At 56.9% G+C, this 17815-nt stretch carries 14 protein-coding genes and 4 pseudogenes; 8 read left to right on the top strand and 10 right to left on the bottom strand.

Features of this window, described 5'->3' with window-relative positions; genetic code table 11:
- Positions 1–82 precede the first annotated feature (82 nt).
- Positions 83–1669, bottom strand: coding sequence for a succinic semialdehyde dehydrogenase (locus HMPREF1267_RS11270; RefSeq protein ID WP_023029331.1), 1587 nt, complete (start codon positions 1667–1669; stop codon positions 83–85).
- A 77-nt stretch (positions 1670–1746) separates the two neighbouring features.
- Entirely contained in the window at positions 1747–2802 is a 1056-nt protein-coding gene (locus HMPREF1267_RS11265) for an oxygenase MpaB family protein (RefSeq protein WP_023018073.1), read from the bottom strand.
- Positions 2803–3202: 400 nt separating this feature from the next.
- Between HMPREF1267_RS11265 and HMPREF1267_RS11260 the strand changes: the two genes are divergently transcribed.
- The 3 genes from HMPREF1267_RS11260 to HMPREF1267_RS11250 are packed head-to-tail and all read left to right on the top strand — an operon-like array spanning position 3203 to position 5041.
- Entirely contained in the window at positions 3203–3781 is a 579-nt protein-coding gene (locus tag HMPREF1267_RS11260) for a DUF6230 family protein (RefSeq protein WP_005279354.1), read from the top strand.
- Positions 3771–4415 (top strand): DUF6114 domain-containing protein, encoded by a 645-nt coding sequence (locus HMPREF1267_RS11255; protein WP_023029330.1) that lies wholly within the window; start codon positions 3771–3773, stop codon positions 4413–4415. Before HMPREF1267_RS11260 ends, HMPREF1267_RS11255 begins: the two co-directional genes overlap by 11 nt.
- Complete coding sequence (locus HMPREF1267_RS11250; RefSeq protein ID WP_023029329.1) at positions 4412–5041, top strand: hypothetical protein; 630 nt, start codon at positions 4412–4414, stop codon at positions 5039–5041. Before HMPREF1267_RS11255 ends, HMPREF1267_RS11250 begins: the two co-directional genes overlap by 4 nt.
- A gap of 18 nt (positions 5042–5059) precedes the next feature.
- Here HMPREF1267_RS11250 and HMPREF1267_RS11245 read toward each other — a convergent pair whose 3' ends face one another.
- The 3 genes from HMPREF1267_RS11245 to HMPREF1267_RS11235 form a co-directional block, all read right to left on the bottom strand.
- On the bottom strand, positions 5060–7024 hold the full coding sequence (locus HMPREF1267_RS11245; protein WP_023029328.1) for an ABC transporter ATP-binding protein: 1965 nt from the start codon (positions 7022–7024) through the stop codon (positions 5060–5062).
- Positions 7024–8766, bottom strand: coding sequence for an ABC transporter ATP-binding protein (locus tag HMPREF1267_RS11240; protein WP_023029327.1), 1743 nt, complete (start codon positions 8764–8766; stop codon positions 7024–7026). The genes HMPREF1267_RS11245 and HMPREF1267_RS11240 overlap by 1 nt, the downstream gene beginning before the upstream one ends.
- A gap of 110 nt (positions 8767–8876) precedes the next feature.
- Entirely contained in the window at positions 8877–9293 is a 417-nt protein-coding gene (locus HMPREF1267_RS11235) for a hypothetical protein (RefSeq protein ID WP_023029326.1), read from the bottom strand.
- Between the two features lie 172 nt (positions 9294–9465).
- Between HMPREF1267_RS11235 and HMPREF1267_RS11230 the strand changes: the two genes are divergently transcribed.
- From HMPREF1267_RS11230 to HMPREF1267_RS11220, 3 genes and pseudogenes are all read left to right on the top strand, one after another.
- Complete coding sequence (locus HMPREF1267_RS11230) at positions 9466–10251, top strand: phosphoadenylyl-sulfate reductase (protein ID WP_023029325.1); 786 nt, start codon at positions 9466–9468, stop codon at positions 10249–10251.
- A complete protein-coding gene (gene cysD, locus HMPREF1267_RS11225; RefSeq protein ID WP_023018066.1) occupies positions 10251–11150 on the top strand; it encodes a sulfate adenylyltransferase subunit CysD in 900 nt (299 codons plus the stop codon). The genes HMPREF1267_RS11230 and cysD overlap by 1 nt, the downstream gene beginning before the upstream one ends.
- Positions 11150–12433, top strand: a pseudogene (locus tag HMPREF1267_RS11220) (sulfate adenylyltransferase subunit 1). The gene cysD and the pseudogene HMPREF1267_RS11220 overlap by 1 nt, the downstream one beginning before the upstream one ends.
- Positions 12434–12621: 188 nt before the next feature.
- On the opposite strand, the gene HMPREF1267_RS11215 reads toward HMPREF1267_RS11220, so the two are convergent.
- Positions 12622–13293 carry a hypothetical protein gene (locus HMPREF1267_RS11215; protein ID WP_023029322.1) on the bottom strand — a complete coding sequence of 224 codons (672 nt, stop codon included), beginning with the start codon at positions 13291–13293 and terminating at the stop codon, positions 12622–12624.
- A 285-nt stretch (positions 13294–13578) separates the two neighbouring features.
- Between HMPREF1267_RS11215 and HMPREF1267_RS13040 the strand changes: the two are divergent.
- Positions 13579–13821: pseudogene (locus HMPREF1267_RS13040) on the top strand (integrase core domain-containing protein); the annotation flags it as partial.
- 57 nt (positions 13822–13878) lie between these two features.
- Here the strand turns inward: HMPREF1267_RS13040 and HMPREF1267_RS11210 are convergent.
- From HMPREF1267_RS11210 to HMPREF1267_RS13425, 4 genes and pseudogenes are all read right to left on the bottom strand, one after another.
- On the bottom strand, positions 13879–14547 hold the full coding sequence (locus HMPREF1267_RS11210; protein WP_034667271.1) for a hypothetical protein: 669 nt from the start codon (positions 14545–14547) through the stop codon (positions 13879–13881).
- Between the two features lie 77 nt (positions 14548–14624).
- Positions 14625–15865, bottom strand: a protein-coding gene (locus tag HMPREF1267_RS11205; RefSeq protein WP_156906134.1) for an IS3 family transposase whose coding sequence is annotated in 2 segments (ribosomal slippage) — positions 14625–15580 and positions 15580–15865 — 1242 coding nt in all. Because the reading frame shifts where the segments join, the coding sequence is not laid out codon by codon here.
- A pseudogene (locus HMPREF1267_RS13205) lies at positions 15860–16306 on the bottom strand (transposase); the annotation flags it as partial. The pseudogene HMPREF1267_RS13205 and the gene HMPREF1267_RS11205, both read right to left, overlap by 6 nt.
- Before the next feature lie 128 nt (positions 16307–16434).
- Positions 16435–16830, bottom strand: a pseudogene (locus HMPREF1267_RS13425) (transposase); the annotation flags it as partial.
- Between the two features lie 310 nt (positions 16831–17140).
- Here HMPREF1267_RS13425 and HMPREF1267_RS11190 point away from each other — a divergent pair.
- The gene (locus HMPREF1267_RS11190) at positions 17141–17731 is read left to right on the top strand and encodes a nucleosidase (RefSeq protein ID WP_023029317.1); all 591 of its coding nucleotides are present in this window, start codon (positions 17141–17143) and stop codon (positions 17729–17731) included.
- Positions 17732–17815 lie beyond the last annotated feature (84 nt).

Below are 17815 nucleotides of genomic sequence, written 5' to 3'. Positions count from 1 at the left end.
AGTTGTGATAGTACACACAAAGCTATGGAATGTGAAGTGTGTTACTGGGAATTGAGTGGTTCCTAGGTGCTATGGCGAGCGCTTAAGGTAGGAAGTGCAGGGCTTTTCCTAAACGCAATGCGGAGCTCAGCAGGGTGTCGTAGTACTTATTGGGTAGCCAGCTTGGCCCGCGCATCGGCATGATCCTTTGGGAAGAGATATTTTTTGCTTCCGTGTACTTAGTCAGGCCCTCGTGGCCGTGGCGGCGACCAACGCCAGATTCCTTGACGCCACCCAGTGGGGTAGAAATCGAGGCCCACGTTGAAGCGTAGCCATCATTGATAGTCACACTTCCTGCATCGATTTTCTCAGCGATGGCCTGAGCGGTCTCTGGCTGGCCAAATACGGAGGAGTTTAGACCATAGGGCAATTTATTTGCCTGTTCGATTGCCTCTTCGACATCGCGCACGCGTTGCATATATACCACTGGACCAAAGACCTCTTGCTCTGCAAGCTCGGTGCCATCGCCCAAATCAGTGAGTACCGTGGGTTCAAAGTGATAGGGGCCGATATCCGGGCGGGGCTTGCCTCCGGTAATAACGGTTGCACCCTTGTTTACTGCGTCATCGACAAAGTGCTGCACTACATCCAATTGATCTTGGCCGATGAGCGAACCCATCGTGTAGTCCCAGTTCAAACCAGAGCCAAGTTTGATGGATTCGGTTGCTCGGCGGAATGCGGTAATGAATTGATCGAAGATGGCTTCGGGAACGTAGATGCGTTCGATCGAAACGCACAGCTGGCCCGAATTTGAGAAACAGGCGGTAGCGATGGTGTCAATATGCTTATCGATGTCTGCATCCGGCGCGATGATCATCGGGTTCTTTCCGCCCAGCTCTGCGGAGTATCCAACAAGGCGCTCGCCTACGGTGGTACCCAAAATCTTGCCGGTCTTGGTAGAGCCGGTAAACATCAGGTAATCGCAGCGTTCAGCGATGGCGGAACCGACGACTCGGCCGGAACCGGTGACGATCTGTAGCAGATCCTTCGGCAGTCCTGCTTCCTTTAAGAGATAGAGGGAAATCAGGTTAGAAAACGGCGTGGAGCCGTCGGGCTTGGCCACGATGCCGTTGCCTGCAAGCAGTGCCGCAACGGCATCGGAAATGCCCAGCGCTAATGGATAGTTCCACGGGCTGATTTGCCCTACAACACCCTTAGGAACCCGCTGTAGGCGAGTCTTAGTAATGAATGGAAATGCACCTGGCTGTTTCTGTGTAGCAAGTAGCTTTGGCGCATTATTTGAATAATAACGCGCGTTGTTCAGTACATCGAGTACCTCATCAAAGGCGGCCGTGCGGTCCTTACCGGTCTCCAGCTGGATGAAATCCGCCAGCAGCTCGCGGTTCTTGGCCACGAGGTGATGGAAGCGCTTAATTACCTTTACGCGTTGCTTAACGTCAGTGTCAGCCCAGAGCATTTGGGCTTGGCGTGAACGACGGAAAGCTTCATCTACGTCTTCTTCGGAACCTACTCCAACCCACCCCAATTCTTCTTCGAAGAGAGGGGAATGGACCGCTTGGTGTTCGCCTTTATCCAGCGAACCGGTGGAGTAGTTGGTGGTGAGATGTTGCAGTTCGGTCAGTAAATGCTGTGGCAAAGGCCGTTCTTGTAGTCGGCGGGGTAAAGACATGTAATGCACGCTCCAGGGAGATTAATGAAAAGGTTCGTGAGCTTAAAGCCCACGAACAATGAAGAAGCCGGTGTGTTTTAGAATGGACAGCCGGCTGCACGGCGTGCGGCTACTGCATCATCGGAATCCGGCTTGTCGGTAGATTCTGCGGTGGCCGCAGAGTCCTTAGCCTGGGCGGCGTTGTAGCCTTGAATCTTCTTCGGCTCCTTGTACTTGCCCTCGATCATGCCGTTTTTGATCATCAGGGAGCGACCCGGCTCCATGTAGCGCTTGTCCTCTGGCAGGTGATCCATGATGAAGCGGACGGACTTGGCAATGCGGTCGAAGCGCTTTTGATCGCGCTTGGACCACTTGAGATCCAAGATATCGCGGTACTTCTGGGGCAAGGTGGCCACCGTCAACCAGATGGCGCTGCGCATAATCGGCTTCCAGATAACTTTCCACACGGCCTCTGGAACACCTTCCGGAGCCTTGACTGGTTCTACGCGTGCAGTACGTAGTGCGAAGTCAACGGTCTCATTGCGTTCGAGGACGGTATCTGCCATCTCGTCCATGTATTTGATTAAGTCATCGTAGTTATCGATGACCGGACGCTCAGACATGCCGTACTTATCCCACCACGTCACGCCTTCGCGGACGATTTGGTCGCGCTCTTCCTTGGTGAACGGGGTGCCGAAAAGGTCTTGTGCGTAGATGACACGGTAGACAAAGGTCGCATGTGCCCAGTAGTAGGTCTCTGGATTTAGAGAGTGGTAGCGCTCGCCATTTTTCAGCGTGCCCTTAATGGTGACGTGATAATCGCGGATGCGCTCGCCGATGTCCCCGTCGTCATAGATGGACTGAATAATCTGCGGCGTGGAGCGCTGCAGGCGGGCGAATGGCTCGTCGAAGAACTTCGAGTGATCCAGGAGGGATTGCCCGATGGCCGGGTGCATATTCTGCAAAATGCCGGTATATCCGCGCAGCAGCTGCAGGCGGTTATCCGATCCCCACTTCCACAGCAGGGAATCTGGACCTAAGGGGGCGCGCCGGAGTTCGCGCTTCGACTCCTTTTCCTTACTCGGGGCAGCGGAGTTGTTCTGGTCGTTGTCCTCCGGAGCTTGGTATGCACTGGCATTAAGCGAGTTGGACATTTTAGCCCTCCCTGGTTTCGATTGATATTGAATGCTGTGTAGCGTAACACACGCCACATTTGGACTGTTGCCTAAACCACAAATTTGGGGGTGTAGTGAGGTGGGTTAAATATGGCCAGTGTACTGGCTTGAACCGCTTAGAGTTCCAAGATTTTGTACGGCAAACCTAGGGTCGAGGATTGCGATCTTGGCAATAACCCCTTAGTCTTTGTGTTCTGTATCTCATTTAGTGCTGTCGTTTGGAAGAACTCACAAGGATTTATGTTTCCTTCGGAGATGCTTTCGCATTGGATGAGACGGAAACTGGGGACCTATTTAAATGGGTCACCGGTGACAGGGAAGAAACGATGTCTTTAGGCGTGTTTCTTCGCTTTGTAATCTTTCAAAGAAAGGTGCCTTCATGGGCAGAATAAGCATTCCAAAGTTTGCGGCCGCTCTGGCTGCAGGTCTCGCGGCATTCGGCGTTACAGGTTTTGCGGTAGCCCAGGGTGGTTTGACTGCCAATATTGCCCTATCGGGAACCTTTTTTAAGGTAAATATGAGCCACCTTGAAGGTGAAGGCCTGTCGATCTTTGTTGATAGAGATCAAATGGGAGAGGAAACCATTCCGGCCGCACGCTTGAAGTTCGAACATGCCGTGGCTTCTAACCTATGCTTATCCGCCAATCTTCCGGATGTTCCTGGTGTGGGCGAGACCACCTTTGCTCTCCGTGCGAACGGAGATGACAGCGTGGAGGTCAGAAACCTATTGGTCGGTGCGACCGACATTAAGGGAGAGCTGGATCTGACCAACGCCAACGTGGGAGTCGATGCAAGTCAGGTTAATGACAAAGCAGATCCAGGCTCATGGGGCCTGTATGCGCAGAAGGTGACCTTGAGCGCAGATGATATTCGAACGACCTCGGTCGGAGCGGAAAAGCTCGCTGCTTCCGGAGTGACCGTGACAGTGAAGAGGGGAAGCAATAACAATGCCTGCTAAGTCCTCTGATGATGAGACTTTGCGCATGCCTGCGGTGACTGACCCCGATAATGGTGCCGAAACCGCTGAATCTATGGAAGGAACTGCTGGGATTGCAAGTGCGGCGGGCAACGCGGCAAAAGAGCCTTCGCAGTCGGTGGCGGACGCAGTCAAAAGTGCCAATGAGGCTCATGCTTCTATGGCGAACGACGAAGCTATTGCCCAAGTAGCAACCAAGCAGAGCCGGTGGAAGCGGTTTAAGCACTGGCGCAAGCGCCGCCCCTTTGCCGGTGGACTGCTACTTATCCTGTCTGGAATCGCCATCGCCGCGCCCGCCTATATTACTGTGCGTATTTCTGATCTTTTGGTGATGGTTTCTACGGTTTCTGGTGTTTCGACGTTGCTCATTGGCGCGGCACTTATCATGTTTGGTTTAGGCTCCTGGTTTAGGCAAGAGACCTCGACTTACTTGGGTGTTTTGAGCATACTTGTAGCCATTATTGCGCTGCCCACCTCAAACCTTGGCGGCTTTCTCATCGGTAGCCTGTTGGGCATTATCGGCGGTGCACTCGCCTTTGCTTGGCAGCCGCAGGATCGGCAGAAGGTGTCGAATAAGGAAAAGTCCGAGGCGAAAGAGGTGGCGGTTTCCGCATGAGGCTATTCAGACTAGTCTCGCTATCGCAAGGCCCTTCCCCTCGCGCGTTAAAAGCAAGTGCGCTCGCGGTGCTCTGCGTTTTTATGGCAGTGTGCGTGGTCAACCATCCTGAGAAAACCCGCGCGCAGGAAGATTTGGCCTTGGCACAGTCTGAACTTAGTACTGTCACCGCTGATAATGTCACGCTGACCGGAAACGTGACAGCCTCGCTTGTTACGGTGCAAACGGCACAGGGCGAGCAGCGAGCGCTCAAGCTGGTGGGTGATAAACTTGCTGCGCGAAATCTCGCCCTTACCCTTCCTAGTGTTGTGGGACAGGGAAAACTGACTACCGGGGATGTGGAAACCACCGTTACTGATGGGCCGGTAACCGTGCTGGCGACCGGGCTGCAGACAACCCCCGCGGTGGTAGACCATCCCACCATTCCGGTGAACGTGGATTTGGACAACGAGGATATCAATGCCGTACTTGATCAGTTGGGCGTTCCTGCTCCGCACGCAGTCCCCGATGCTCCTATTCCCAATCCCCTGATGGAGCGCATTTCGCTACAAGACGTCACCATGGAGCTGGTTAACCTGCAAGGCGCGAATCTGCACGCCCCGCAAGTCCAACTCACAGTGAGGTAATCATGCAGCGGCGCTCCCTTAAGAATCGTTGAACTGCGATTGGTGCAGGCGCCAATAAGCGCCTTGGGCGCGCAGCAGCTCTTCGTGGGAGCCTTGCTCGACGATGCCCCCGTTTTCCATCACCAAGATCAAATCAGCGTCCCGGATGGTGGACAAGCGGTGGGCGATGACGAAGGAAGTGCGCTCGGCGCGCAGGGCATTCATAGCCTCTTGGACGAGCACCTCGGTGCGGGTATCCACGGACGAGGTCGCCTCATCCAAGATGAGTAGTGCGGGCTGGGCCAAAAAGGCGCGTGCGATGGTAATCAGCTGGCGCTCGCCGGCGGAGATGGCGCCGCCATCTTGGTCGATGACGGTGTCATAGCCCTCCGGTAGGGAGTGCACGAAGCGATCCACGTAGGTGGCCTTGGCCGCGGCGATGACCTCATCGTCCGTGGCATCAAGCCGGCCGTAGCGGATATTGTCCATGATGGTGCCTTCAAAGAGGACGGCATCTTGTAGCACCATGCCCACTTGGGAGCGCAGGGCGGTGCGAGGCATGTGGGCGGTATCGTGGCCATCGATAAGAATGCGGCCTGAATCGATGTCATAAAAGCGCATGAGCAGATTGACCATGGTGGTCTTTCCGGCGCCGGTGGGGCCGACGATCGCCGCGGTTTGCCCCGGCTCTACGCGCAGGTTGAGCCCGGTAATAAGCTCCTTCTCCGGCGAATAGGAAAAGGCAACGTCCTGGAACTCCACGCGGCCGCGGGCACGGCCGGCCAGCTCATCGCTGGTTACCTCCAGCGATTGTTCTTCCGCATCGAGGAATTCGAAGACGCGCTCGGCAGAGGCCACACCGGATTGCACCTGTTGCATCATGCCGCCCAATTGGCCCAGTGGCTGGTTAAATTCGCGGGAGTACTGGATAAAGGCGGTGGCCTGGCCCAGGGTCATCTGCCCGTTGGCCACGCGCAGGCCGCCAAGCACGGCGATGGCCACATAAGACAGGTAGGACACGAACTGCATGATGGGCATCATGATGCCGGAGAGGAATTGCGCCAGCGCGGAGGAGCGGAAGAGCTCGTCATTGCGCTCATCAAATTGGCGCGTCATATCCTCCGTGCGTCCAAAGACGATGCCCAGATCGTGGCCGGAGAAGGACTCTTCCACTTGGCCATTGAGCTGGCCCGTAGCGCGCCACTGGGTTTTGAATTGGCGCTGCGAGCGTCCGCCGATGACTCCGATGATGAGTGCGGTCAGCGGCAGCGCCAAGAGCGCCACTAGGGCGAGCTGCCAAGAGATGCTTAACATCATCACGGTGATGCCGAGGATCATCAGGATGTTATAGAACAGCTGGGACAGCGCCTGTTGGAGGGCTTGTTGCACATTGTCGATGTCATTGGTGGTGCGCGAGAGGATATCGCCGCGCTGGCGGGAATCGAAGTAATTTAACGGCAGGGCATGCACCTTGGCTTCCACGCGCTGGCGCAGCTCGTAGACCGTGTCGACAGTCAAGCGGTTTAAGATGAGCCCTTGCCAGAGCTCGAAGGCGGCAGAGACGATGTACATCGCGATCACCGCGATGATAAGCGTGCCCAAGCGGGTAAAGTCGATGCCCTCGCCGGGAGTGAAGTCCATGCCAGAGGCCATATCGGCCACCTGATCTTGGCCTTGGGCGCGCATGCCGTCGATGGCCTGTTGCGCCGAAATGCCAGATGGCAGCTCGCGGGAGACAACACCGGAGAAGATGACGTCCATGGCATCGCCCAAGATCTTAGGGGCAAAGACCGCAAGGAAGACGCAGACTATGTTCATCGCCGCCACTACCGCCAGCATGCGCTTATAGGGCATGAGTAGGAGCAGCAAGCGCTTGGCAGAAGGCCAGAAATTCTTGGCCTGACGCGGTGCGGAACCGGACCATTCATCGGCGGCGAGCTTTGCCTCAAGCTCCTGGAGCTCGGCGTCCTCAGCGGAGGAGTCTCGTGTGGTGTCCTTGGCCATTAGTGCTCTCCTCCAGTTACTCCAGCGGTTTCTTGGGATGCAACGATTTCTTGGTACACGCCCGAGGATTTCAGTAGCTCGGCGTGGGTGCCGCAGGCGACAATCCGTCCTTTATCGATGACCAAAATCTGATCGGCATCCTGGATGGAGGCCACGCGCTGGGCCACGATGATGGTAGTAACGTCCTCGCCGCGCTGGGCAAAGGACTGGTGCATGGCGGCGCGCACATTGGCATCTGTGACCACATCCAGCGCGGAAAAGGAATCATCGAAGAGATAGATGCGCGGCTGGGCTACGAGCATGCGGGCAATGGAGAGGCGCTGGCGCTGCCCGCCCGATACATTGGTACCGCCCTGTGCGATGGGCATGTCTAAGTCATCGACGAAGTCCGCCTGCGCCACGCGCAGCGCCTCCCATAGCTCATCGTCGGTGGCCTCGGGGCGGCCCAACCGCAGGTTGGAGGCCACCGTGCCGCTAAACAGGTAGGCCTTTTGTGGCACCAGCGAGACGCGGCTGACGATGTCGGGGCGGGAGAGGGAGGTTGTGGGGGTGGCATCGATAAGCACCTCGCCCTCGCTCGGAACGTACAGGCGCGGGATGAGGGAAAGCAGCGTGGTTTTGCCCGCGCCGGTAGAACCGATGATCGCGGTGGTGGTGCCGGGAGTGGCGGTAAAGGAAATATCCTCTAGCACCGGGGCATCCGCGCCGGCATAGGAGAAGCTGACATTGCGAAACTCCACGGTGCCGGAATTGGTCGCCGGGGTGACGGTATCCTTCGGCGGGGTAATGGACGGCTCGTGGCTTAAGACCCCGGTGATGCGGCGGGCGCACACGAGGGCGCGCGGGAGCATCATCGCCATAAACGTGCCCATCATGACGGCGGCGAGGATTTGCAACAGGTATTGCAGGAAGGCGGTGAGCCCGCCGACATCGACAAGCCCGGCATCCACGCGCTGGCCGCCAAACCACAGCACGGCGCCCGTGGCCACGTTCAAGATGACGGTGATAAGCGGGAACATGAGCACAAAAAGCTGGCCGATTTTCAGCGAAAGCTGGGTAATGTCCTTATTGGCCTTGGTAAAGCGTTCAGTTTCATAGGCCTCGCGCACAAAGGCTCGCACGACGCGGATGCCGGTGATCTGCTCGCGCAGGGTGCCGTTGATGGTATCCAGCTTGTCCTGCATGGCACGAAAAAGCGGCATAAGCCGCGCGCTGAGGACGGAGATGGTGCCCAGCAATACCGCGACAGAAACCCACACCAACCAGGACAGTCCGGCGTCCTCCCGGATGGCCATGATGATGCCGCCGATGGACATAATGGGTGCTGTGACCATGAAGTTCAGCATCATCATGTAGACCATCTGCACCTGCTGCACGTCATTCGTGCCGCGGGTAATAAGGGTGGGCGTGCCGAACTCGCTCATATCTTCTGCAGAAAACGTGGTGACCTTGCGGAAGACCTCGCTGCGCAGATCCCGGCCCACGCCCATGGCGGTGCGGCTGCCGCACCACACCGCGCCGATGGCGGTAATGACCTGGACAAAGGCCACAATCAGCATGATCGCGCCGGTGTGCCAGATATAGTCGATATCGCCCTTGGACACGCCCTCATCGATGATTTTGGCGTTCAAGGACGGCAGATACAGGGTAGCCGCGGTGGACAGCGCCTGCAGGATAAGTACCGCTAGGACATAGGGCGTATAGGGCGCCGAGCGGGTAAAAAGGATTCGGACTAGATCCATAAACCTGCGCTTCTTTCGAGGGAGAATAGGGATTAACCAGCAAGCATATCTGGTGGGCGCAGATGGGGCGAACGGTTTTTATATTTAGGCACCTGACCTCGTAGCCGAACCTAGACCAAAACGTGCGCCAATTGCGCCCTGGCGATGACCCTGGTCCAGTCCTCGAAATCCGTAATCGGCGTGCACAGCCCCTCCCACGTGGTAACGGGAACGCCGCGAGCCTTTAATTCCATGACGATGAGCTCGCGGTCACCGTGGGCGGCCAGCTGGTGGACCTCGTTGTGGGTGATATCGCCGTCTACTCCCACGCGCACGTTTCCCAATAGGCGCAGCCGCGGGGTAGTGCCCGGTGCACACTCGTGCGGCACGGCCTCATCAAGCACGCCAACAAGCCCCGCAAAGCGGCGAAGTAGACCGAACGGTGCAGTTTTCTCTGAGATGAGGTCTACGCACATGCCGGCGCTCAGGAGTCTTTCCACGGCGGATAAGGCGGCAGGACCTTCCCCAATGATGGCGACACGCTGCATGAAAGTTCCTCCTCGGGCGAGTTCGGCCGGCCCGCAATAGACTACATTGTCTATAAATCTAGTCAGCTTGGTTCAGAAATAAAACATTTTATTCTTCCCTTCGGCCAAGCTCAGCGCCCTTTCCAGAAAAACGTGCTGCGTGAGCTACCGCGGTTGCCTAGTGTGTGAGCTCATGAACCCAACGACGAACCTGCTGGATGGTGGACACTCCTTCCGCGATCCCCATATCTCGCCCGAAGGCACGCGCGATACCGCACCGCTTTCCACCGAGGTGGCCGCGCGCAATGAACAGCTAGTGGACACGTGGGCGGATAAGCTCTACGACGAATCCGCAGAAAGCATCACCGAGTGGGCCGCCGAGCACGCCCCCGGCCGGCTAGCGGTGACGATGTCCATGGAAAACACCGTGCTGGCAGAGCTCTCCCACCGCGCCGGGCTCGATGCGGATCTCCTCTTCATCGATACCGGCTGGCACTTCCCGGAGACCCTCCAGGTGGCCGAAGAGGTGGACAAGCACTACCCGGATCTCCCCCTAGTCCGCGTGCTGCCGCTGCTGAGCCCCGAAGAACAAGACGAGGTGTACGGCCCGCGCCTGTACGCGCGCGATACTGCCGCCTATAACCGCATGCGCAAGGTGGAGCCGCTGAACATGGCCATGGATCCTTATGCAGGGTGGGTCACCGGCCTGCGCCGGGCCGATTCCGAGCACCGCGCCAATGCCCCAGCGCTCAGCCTGGACCGCACCGGGCGGTTAAAGATTTCGCCGATCATTACCTGGGACTTGGACGATACCGATCAGTACATCGCAGAAAACGACCTCATCATCCACCCGCTGACCCTGCAGGGATACCGGTCCATCGGCGATGCGCCGTTGACCTTCCCAGTCGGCGAGGGCGAGGACGCCCGCTCCGGGCGAGTATTTGCAGATGGCAAGACAGAATGCGGGTTACACGAATAATGAGCACACTTTCCCCACACCTACAAGACCTAGAAAATGAATCCATCCACATCCTGCGCGAGGTAGCCGGGCAATTCGATAAGGTAGGCATCCTCTTTTCCGGTGGCAAGGACTCCGTTGTCGTCTTCGAGCTGGCCCGCCGCGCCTTCGCCCCGGCCACGGTGCCTTTTGAATTGCTCCACGTGGATACCGGTCATAACTTCCCCGAAGTCATCAAATTCCGCGATGACCTAGTCGCGGAATCCGGTGCCCGCCTCCACGTCGCCCACGTCCAAGACTGGATCGATAGCGGCGAGCTGCAGGAACGGCCCGATGGAACGCGCAACCCGCTGCAGTCGGTGCCGCTGGTAGAGAGCATCGCCAAGCGCGAGTACGACGCCGTCCTCGGCGGTGCCCGCCGCGATGAGGAACGCGCCCGCGCCAAGGAACGCATTTTTTCCATCCGCGATTCCTTCGGCGGCTGGGACCCTCGCCGCCAGCGCCCCGAGCTGTGGGACCTGTACAACGGCGGTAAGATGGCCGGCGAAAACGTGCGCGTTTTTCCCATCTCCAACTGGACCGAATCCGATATTTGGGAATACATCGGCGCGCGCGAGCTTGAGCTGCCGCCCATTTATTATTCCCACCAGCGCGAGGTCTTCAACCGCGGCGGCATGTGGCTTTCGCCAGGTGAATGGGGCGGACCGCAAGACGATGAGCAGCTAGAGACCCGCACCGTGCGCTACCGCACCGTCGGCGATATGTCCTGCACCGGTGCCGTCGACTCCACCGCCTCCAGCCCCGATGAGGTGCTCGCGGAAATCTCCATTTCCACCCTGTCTGAGCGCGGCGCCACCCGCGCCGATGACAAACTTTCTGAATCCGCCATGGAAGACCGCAAGAAGGAAGGCTACTTCTGATGACGACTACCCTCGCGCCGAATGTCGGCGCCCTCAAACAGCGCGATACCCTGCGCCTGTGCACCGCCGGCTCCGTCGATGACGGCAAATCTACCTTCGTGGGGCGCTTGCTATATGACACTAAGTCCGTACTCGCGGACCAGGTCGAGTCCATGGAGCGTTCCTCTTCCGATCGCGGCTTCGACGGCATGGACCTTTCCCTGCTTGTCGATGGCCTGCGCGCCGAGCGCGAGCAAGGCATTACCATCGACGTGGCTTACCGCTACTTCGCTACCGATAAGCGTACCTTCATCCTCGCCGATACCCCCGGCCACGTGCAGTACACCCGCAATACGGTTACCGGCATGTCCACCTCGCAGGTGGTGGTGCTGCTCATCGATGCCCGCCACGGCGTCGTCGAACAAACCCGCCGCCACCTCAACGTGGCCGCGCTCCTGGGCGTGCGCCACGTCGTCCTCGCGGTCAACAAGATCGACCTCGTGGACTATGACGAGCACGTCTTCCGCGCTATCGAGGCCGAATTCCATAAGATTGCCTAGCGCCTGAACATTACCGATACCACCGTCGTGCCCATTTCCGCGCTCAAGGGCGATAACGTGGTCGAGCGCTCTACCACCATGGACTGGTACACCGGCCCCACCGTCCTCGAGGTGCTCGAGACTATCCCCGTCGCCACTGGCCGCGCCGATGAGCTGGACTTTCGCTTTCCCATTCAGTACGTCATCCGCGAGCACGCCACCGACTACCGCGGCTACGCCGGCCGCGTGAAGGCAGGGTCCATCTCCGTGGGTGATGAAGTACACCTGCCCGAGGGCCGCACCAGCACCGTTACCCAGATCGATACCGCCGATGGCCCGGCCTCCTCGGCCGCCGCCGGCGATTCGGTGACGCTGCTGCTTGCCGATGACATCGATCTCACCCGCGGCGATCTCCTCGCCGGCTCCCAGCGTCCCCAGGCCACCCGGGAATTCGACGCCACAGTCGTCGGCCTGACCGAAAAGGATCTCAAGCCCGGTCAGATGGTGAAGCTGCGCTACGGTTCCTCCTTGGTCAAAGCCCGCATCGCCACCATTGCTCGCACTTTGGATCTCGATGGCGTGGCCGACGTGGAAGACCCCGAGACCGTGGCCATGAACGATATCGCCCACCTGACCATCCAGACCCAGGCCGAACTGCCCGTGGAGGACTACGCCGCCCGTGGCGCGGTGGGCAATTTCCTGCTCATTGACCAATCTTCCGGCAATACCTTGGCCGCCGGCTTTGTGGGCCACCGCCTGCGCTAACCCCGAGCCCGCGCTCGGCGCGAGGGCCTCCCGGAGCTCTGCTCGGCGCCGCACACGTCCCGCGGTGGCGCGCCTTGATCGCCTGCGCCACTGTCCAAAACAACCGCGTTTCTCCTAAAAACACCCCAGCTTTTAGCGAAACGCGGTTGTTTTATACATCTGCGGCCAACCCACCATGGGCTAGCGGCTTAACACGTCAGCAGATCCTCCACGATTTCCTTTGGTACACCGGCCTTGGAGAGCTTATCCTCGCTAAAGCATCGGTAGTTGGAAGGGTAGCTTCTGCCATCCTTTTCAATTGCCGCCCAGGTATCCCCGGACCACTGGTACAAGGTGTGGAAGGAAGTTCCTTCATCACCGGCGAAGAGCCAGTTGGCATCGCAGTAGATTTGCACGGGCCTATAAAAACCACCCATGTGGGCCTCAGCATAGGACCCGCACTTTTCACCCGTACTCGGTTCCTTGCCTCCTGCTTTTGCCTGCGAGTCCTTCTGCCCCTGAGAGTTCGCATCCCCGTTCTGCGCAGTAGCGTCCTTCTTCTTTTCGGCCAGCTTGGCCTGAGCATCAGAATTAGCTCCAGCACCTGAGTCTTTGCCAGTACCTTTGACCGCGTCTTCTTTCCCGGACGAGTCCGCCGTCTTGTCGGCAGCGTGAGAGGACGGCTTGGCAGAGTGGACATCCCCAAACGCAGGTTCGTGCGCCTGATCTTTTGGTTCTGCCGCTCCGGTATAAGCCCACGTACTGGCCGCTACCAAAGTGATGACCGCGAGGATCGCGATCACGACGGTAACGATGCGCTTGCCGCGGCCTTTAGGGGAGCCGGTCGGTTCCGAAGATTCTGAAGGCTGAGTTTTGCTCAAGAGAGGGGCCCTTAGGTGGTGTAGGGAGGAATAAAGAGAATGGCAGTGAAGCCCTTTGCGCACTTACTATAGCGTGATCGCGTACACGACGGCTCGAAGTTACTCCTCAAATCGCGTTATGTGGGCCTGACCCGCGATGTCTCCATTTTCCGGGGCAGGCCCGATCGTGTGCACTGAAGAAACAACAGGTCCTATTGACCATTCGGATCGCGGCTCGCAGTACGTCAGCGTTGTCTACAACCAGCCACTTGCCCAACACAGGATCACTGCTTCTACTGGACAGTTGGCGACTCCTATGACAATGCTCTAGCTGAAAACGTTAACGGCTCTTACAAGAATGAGCTCATCCATACTCGTAGGTGGAATGACGTTGTCGAGGTAGAAATCGCGACATTCGAGTGGGTGTCATGGTGGAACGAGGTAAGGCTCCACCAAAGCCTGGGATATCGAACCCCAGCCGAGATGGAAACCGAATTTTGGAAGAAGAACCCGCAACAGGCAATAATAGAAATCAAGGCAAATGCCTAGGAACAAAACTAAGGGGCGCTTTAAAGTAGCTTAAAGGCGTCTTCTGTTACCCGAAATTTAGTTGTCCGAATAGTTGTCCAACGGTCCGTCTCTTAAAAAATCCTTAAGAAAACTAGGAATTTCCTTCCGTCTTATTTTTTCTTCATTAAACTGCACCAAGTTTATGAATTTGTCGTGGTATTCTTGGATTTCTTCACTGGAAATCTGGCACTCTTTAACTTTGTTGTTAGCTATAGTCCTAAAGCTAAAAGCGCTTAAAGTGTCCTTGGGGATTGCTAGCATCGCAAGTTCATTAAGCTCAATTTCTTCATAAATGCTGATACCAGGTTTTAGAGATTTTTGCTCTAGTATCCCGTTATTTTCGCCTACATTAGTTGAAAGTGGTTCCATTTTTAACCGGGTTACCTGTCCTAGGTAATGGATATAAATCGGCCCATAAAAGGCTTCTAACCTCCCATGATTTGAAATAGTCACTCGCACTTTTATGCCTAGAGGTGGCTGACGAATTTGAGCTTCCATTCCTATTATAGCGCCCCCACTACGCCAAGACCGATACGTTATCACTCCCACGACCACCGAAACTATGAGGGCCAATAGGCTAATTACTATTCCTGCGTAATCCTGAATATAATGTGACTGTTCCACAATTTTTACGCGGACGGTGGAGAGCATGCTAGTAACGGTTTCTGTCATCGTGGTCGCGTACTGGGCGAGAATCTGGAGCATACGCTAAACATAGCAGGACCGGCCACAAGACTGGGGTTGCCCGCAAATCGTGGACACGTAGTAGAGCTACCTAGTGGTTAGGCAGCTATTTTCTCTTCGTTTCTGGTTTGGGTGATATGGTTCTCGAAATCGACGGGGCTGACCATCCCGAGTGCGGAGTGCCGGCGCCGACGGTTGTAGACGGCTTCAATCCAGTAGGCAACGGCCTGACGCGCAGCATCGCGGGTTGGCCAGCGCTTCCGGTCGTAGAACTCGGTCTTAAGCGTCGACCAGAACGACTCGGCCATCGCGTTATCGAAACACACCCCAGTGCGCCCTACCGACTGAGCAACCCCTAGGTTGCGGCACACGTCCCAGAGCTGCTCGCTGGTAAATTGTGTTCCCCGGTCGGCGTGAAACACCAGCCCGTCAGGAACGTCACCGCGCAGTGTATGCGCCATCCGCAGGGCCCGTTCGGCCAAACTTGTGTCTTGGACGCTATCCATTGCCCATCCCAGCACCCTGCGGGAATGGCCGTCGCGGATCACGCACAAATACAACCAGCCTTCACCAGTGCGCTGGTAGGTAATGTCTGACATCCATACTCGATTGAGCTCGCCGGTATCAAACATGCGCTTTACCAGGTCAGGAAGACTCGACTTACGTTTAGATTGAATCGTTGTCGCTGGGACGAAGGCACGCGGTGACATCCCTTCAATTCCCATCAGGCGCATCCGCTTAGCCACAGTCTTGCGGTTAAGAACAATCTGGTAGCGCTCGGCGAGTTCTGCGGTGATTCGCGGGGCACCGTAGACCTCGTTGGAGTCTTTCCAGATCTGGTGAATCTTGCGGTCAACATCATTGTAAAATGCTGCACGATTATCTTCGCCGGATAGTCGTTGCTGCTGTGTATGGGTCCATTTGTAGTATCCAGACCGAGATACCTTCAACAAGCGTGCCATGCGCTTGATGCTGTAGTTAGCCTTCTCTGGCTGCATCAATTCGAACTTTTCTGTTCGCGTTGCCTTGCGGCGAAGAAGGCTGTCGCTTTTGACAAAAACTCGTTATCCATCTTGGCTTCTGCCAGCTCACGACGCAGACGAGCGTTCTCAGCACGAAGATCAGCCTCGCTTAATCCATCGGAGGATCCTCGGCGTTGACGCTCATTTTTCACCCATCGGCCTAAAAGGCCAGGTGCGAAACCAATTTCTTTCGCTACATGAGCAATCGGGCGTTCTGACTCGATTACTAGGTTTGCGGCTTCACGCCGGTACTCCGGCGTGTATTTCTGGGACCTGACCCCCGGACAGTGGACACGTCGGGGGTCGGGCCCGACCATGTCGTCAAGTTCTTCTGACATGCGTGAGACTTGCGATTTCGACATGCTGGAAATCCCAAGTGTCGCCACCAGATCATTCATCCTGTGGGTGGAAACCCCTTTGAGGTAGCACGTGGCGATCACAGTCGATAAGGCCCGTTCTGTACGCGTACGGCGCTCTAACAGCCAGTCTGGGAAGAACGCACCGTGGCGCAGTTTCGCCACCGCCACATCAATCGTGCCGACACGGGTGTCAAGGTCGCGGTGGCGATACCCGTTGCGGTGGTTGACGCGTTCGGTGGAGGCAACGCCGTATTCGGCGCCGCAGACGGTGTCGGCCTGGGCGGAGAGGATTTGGTTGATAAACCCTTGCAGCATCTGGCGCATCAAATCCGGAGATGCTTGGGCGAGCAGATCATCCAGATAGGTTGTCGGGTCGATAGAATGCGGTGCAGCGGTCATCGTCATAGGCCTTTCGGTGAGATGTGGTAGTTGAGTCGAAAGGTTACCGACGGTGACCGCCCACTACTTTCCGGGGCCCACCATCAGCAAGCGTTACACCACACTAGTGGACGTAACCGGGTTTGGACCCATTTATAAAACGAGGAGCGATTGAGCTTTAAAACGTGGCACATCCGCTTAACCGAGTATTCGGTTCGGTGGTCATAGACAAACTGGAAGCGGATCACCAGTGAGTCTCTTCGGCAAAATACTTCGCGGCCTTGCGCAGGATATCGCGTTCTTCGCGTAGTTTAGAGACTTCCTTTTCTAGCTGGCGGATCCGTTCGGAATTATTCGCCGTTTGGGCTTTCTCATGCACAGCTTTAATGCGCGCACGCTTTCCGGTGCCGTACTTCTTGACCCAAGAATGCAGCGAGGCACGGTTGATACCGAGCTCTGCTGATGCTGCGTTCAGCGAGAGGTCCTCATTGTTCCTTATAGAGGGCCACAGCATCGCGTTTGAACTGTTCGGAGTACCTGGACATGGTGGTAGATTACCTTTCTTCCCAGCCCGACTGGGCTGGATATCAGGTGTCCACCAAAAAGGGGTCAGGTCCCTAGCGTTGTTGACTCACAATGAACATCCTCTCTTACGGACACAAGATCCGTACTAATCGGGTGTCCACCAAACGAGGGTAACCTCAGCCTCCAAGAGGGCGTTTCAGGTCGTTCTGTGCAGGGCAGTCCTTCGTATTATGCCGCCTGGTCAGGGAGCCGTGGCAACAGGTGAACTCGAGTCATAAAACGCTGCAGCCGACTCCGTCACTCGAGTCGGCTGCAGGTATCGTCGCACACATGGAAAACTTATCTGGACGAACCCTCTTTGTGGCAGCCGTTGATGCCGAGGCTGCACACCTTCCGGACAGCGAAGCGCTGCTTATTACCGGTATCGGCACGGTCCCAGCGGCGATTTCCCTGACCGAGGTCTTGGCTGAGGCCCGCGCACACGATGCTCTGCCCGAGCGCGTGGTCAATATTGGTACGGCAGGCGCGCTTGTCGATGGCATGGATGGCGTCTTTGAGATCAATAAAGTAACCAAGCACGATTTCAAGCTGGACGTGCTGACCGATATCAGCCGTTACCTCCTGCCAGAATTCATCGAGCTGGAAACATCTGGCGAGCTTCCGGCACGCGGGCTTGCCACCGGTGACATGTTTGTCTCTACTACCGCGCTGCGCAATGAGCTGGTGAAAAAGTCCCAGCTATGCGATATGGAGGGCTATTCTATTGCCGCTACCTGCCAGCGCTTTGGCGTGCCCTGCACCCTACTGAAGCAGGTGTCCGATTCCGCGAATGAGGAATCGATGGGCACCTGGGCCGGTGTCTTGGATCGCAGCGCCCGCCAGCTCGCCGCAGCCGCAGCTGACTTAGGCTTCTTGCAGTAAAAAGCTTTTCAGTTATCCATCCACCGTGAGACGAACGAACTGGATATAGATCAGGAGAGGCCCGCTCAACGTCATTTTGCAAGA

Origin of the sequence: Corynebacterium sp. KPL1824, from assembly GCF_000478095.1 — a bacterium.
Taxonomy (GTDB): Bacteria; Actinomycetota; Actinomycetes; order Mycobacteriales; family Mycobacteriaceae; genus Corynebacterium; species Corynebacterium accolens.
This window is presented reverse-complemented; position numbering and strand designations above follow the sequence as displayed.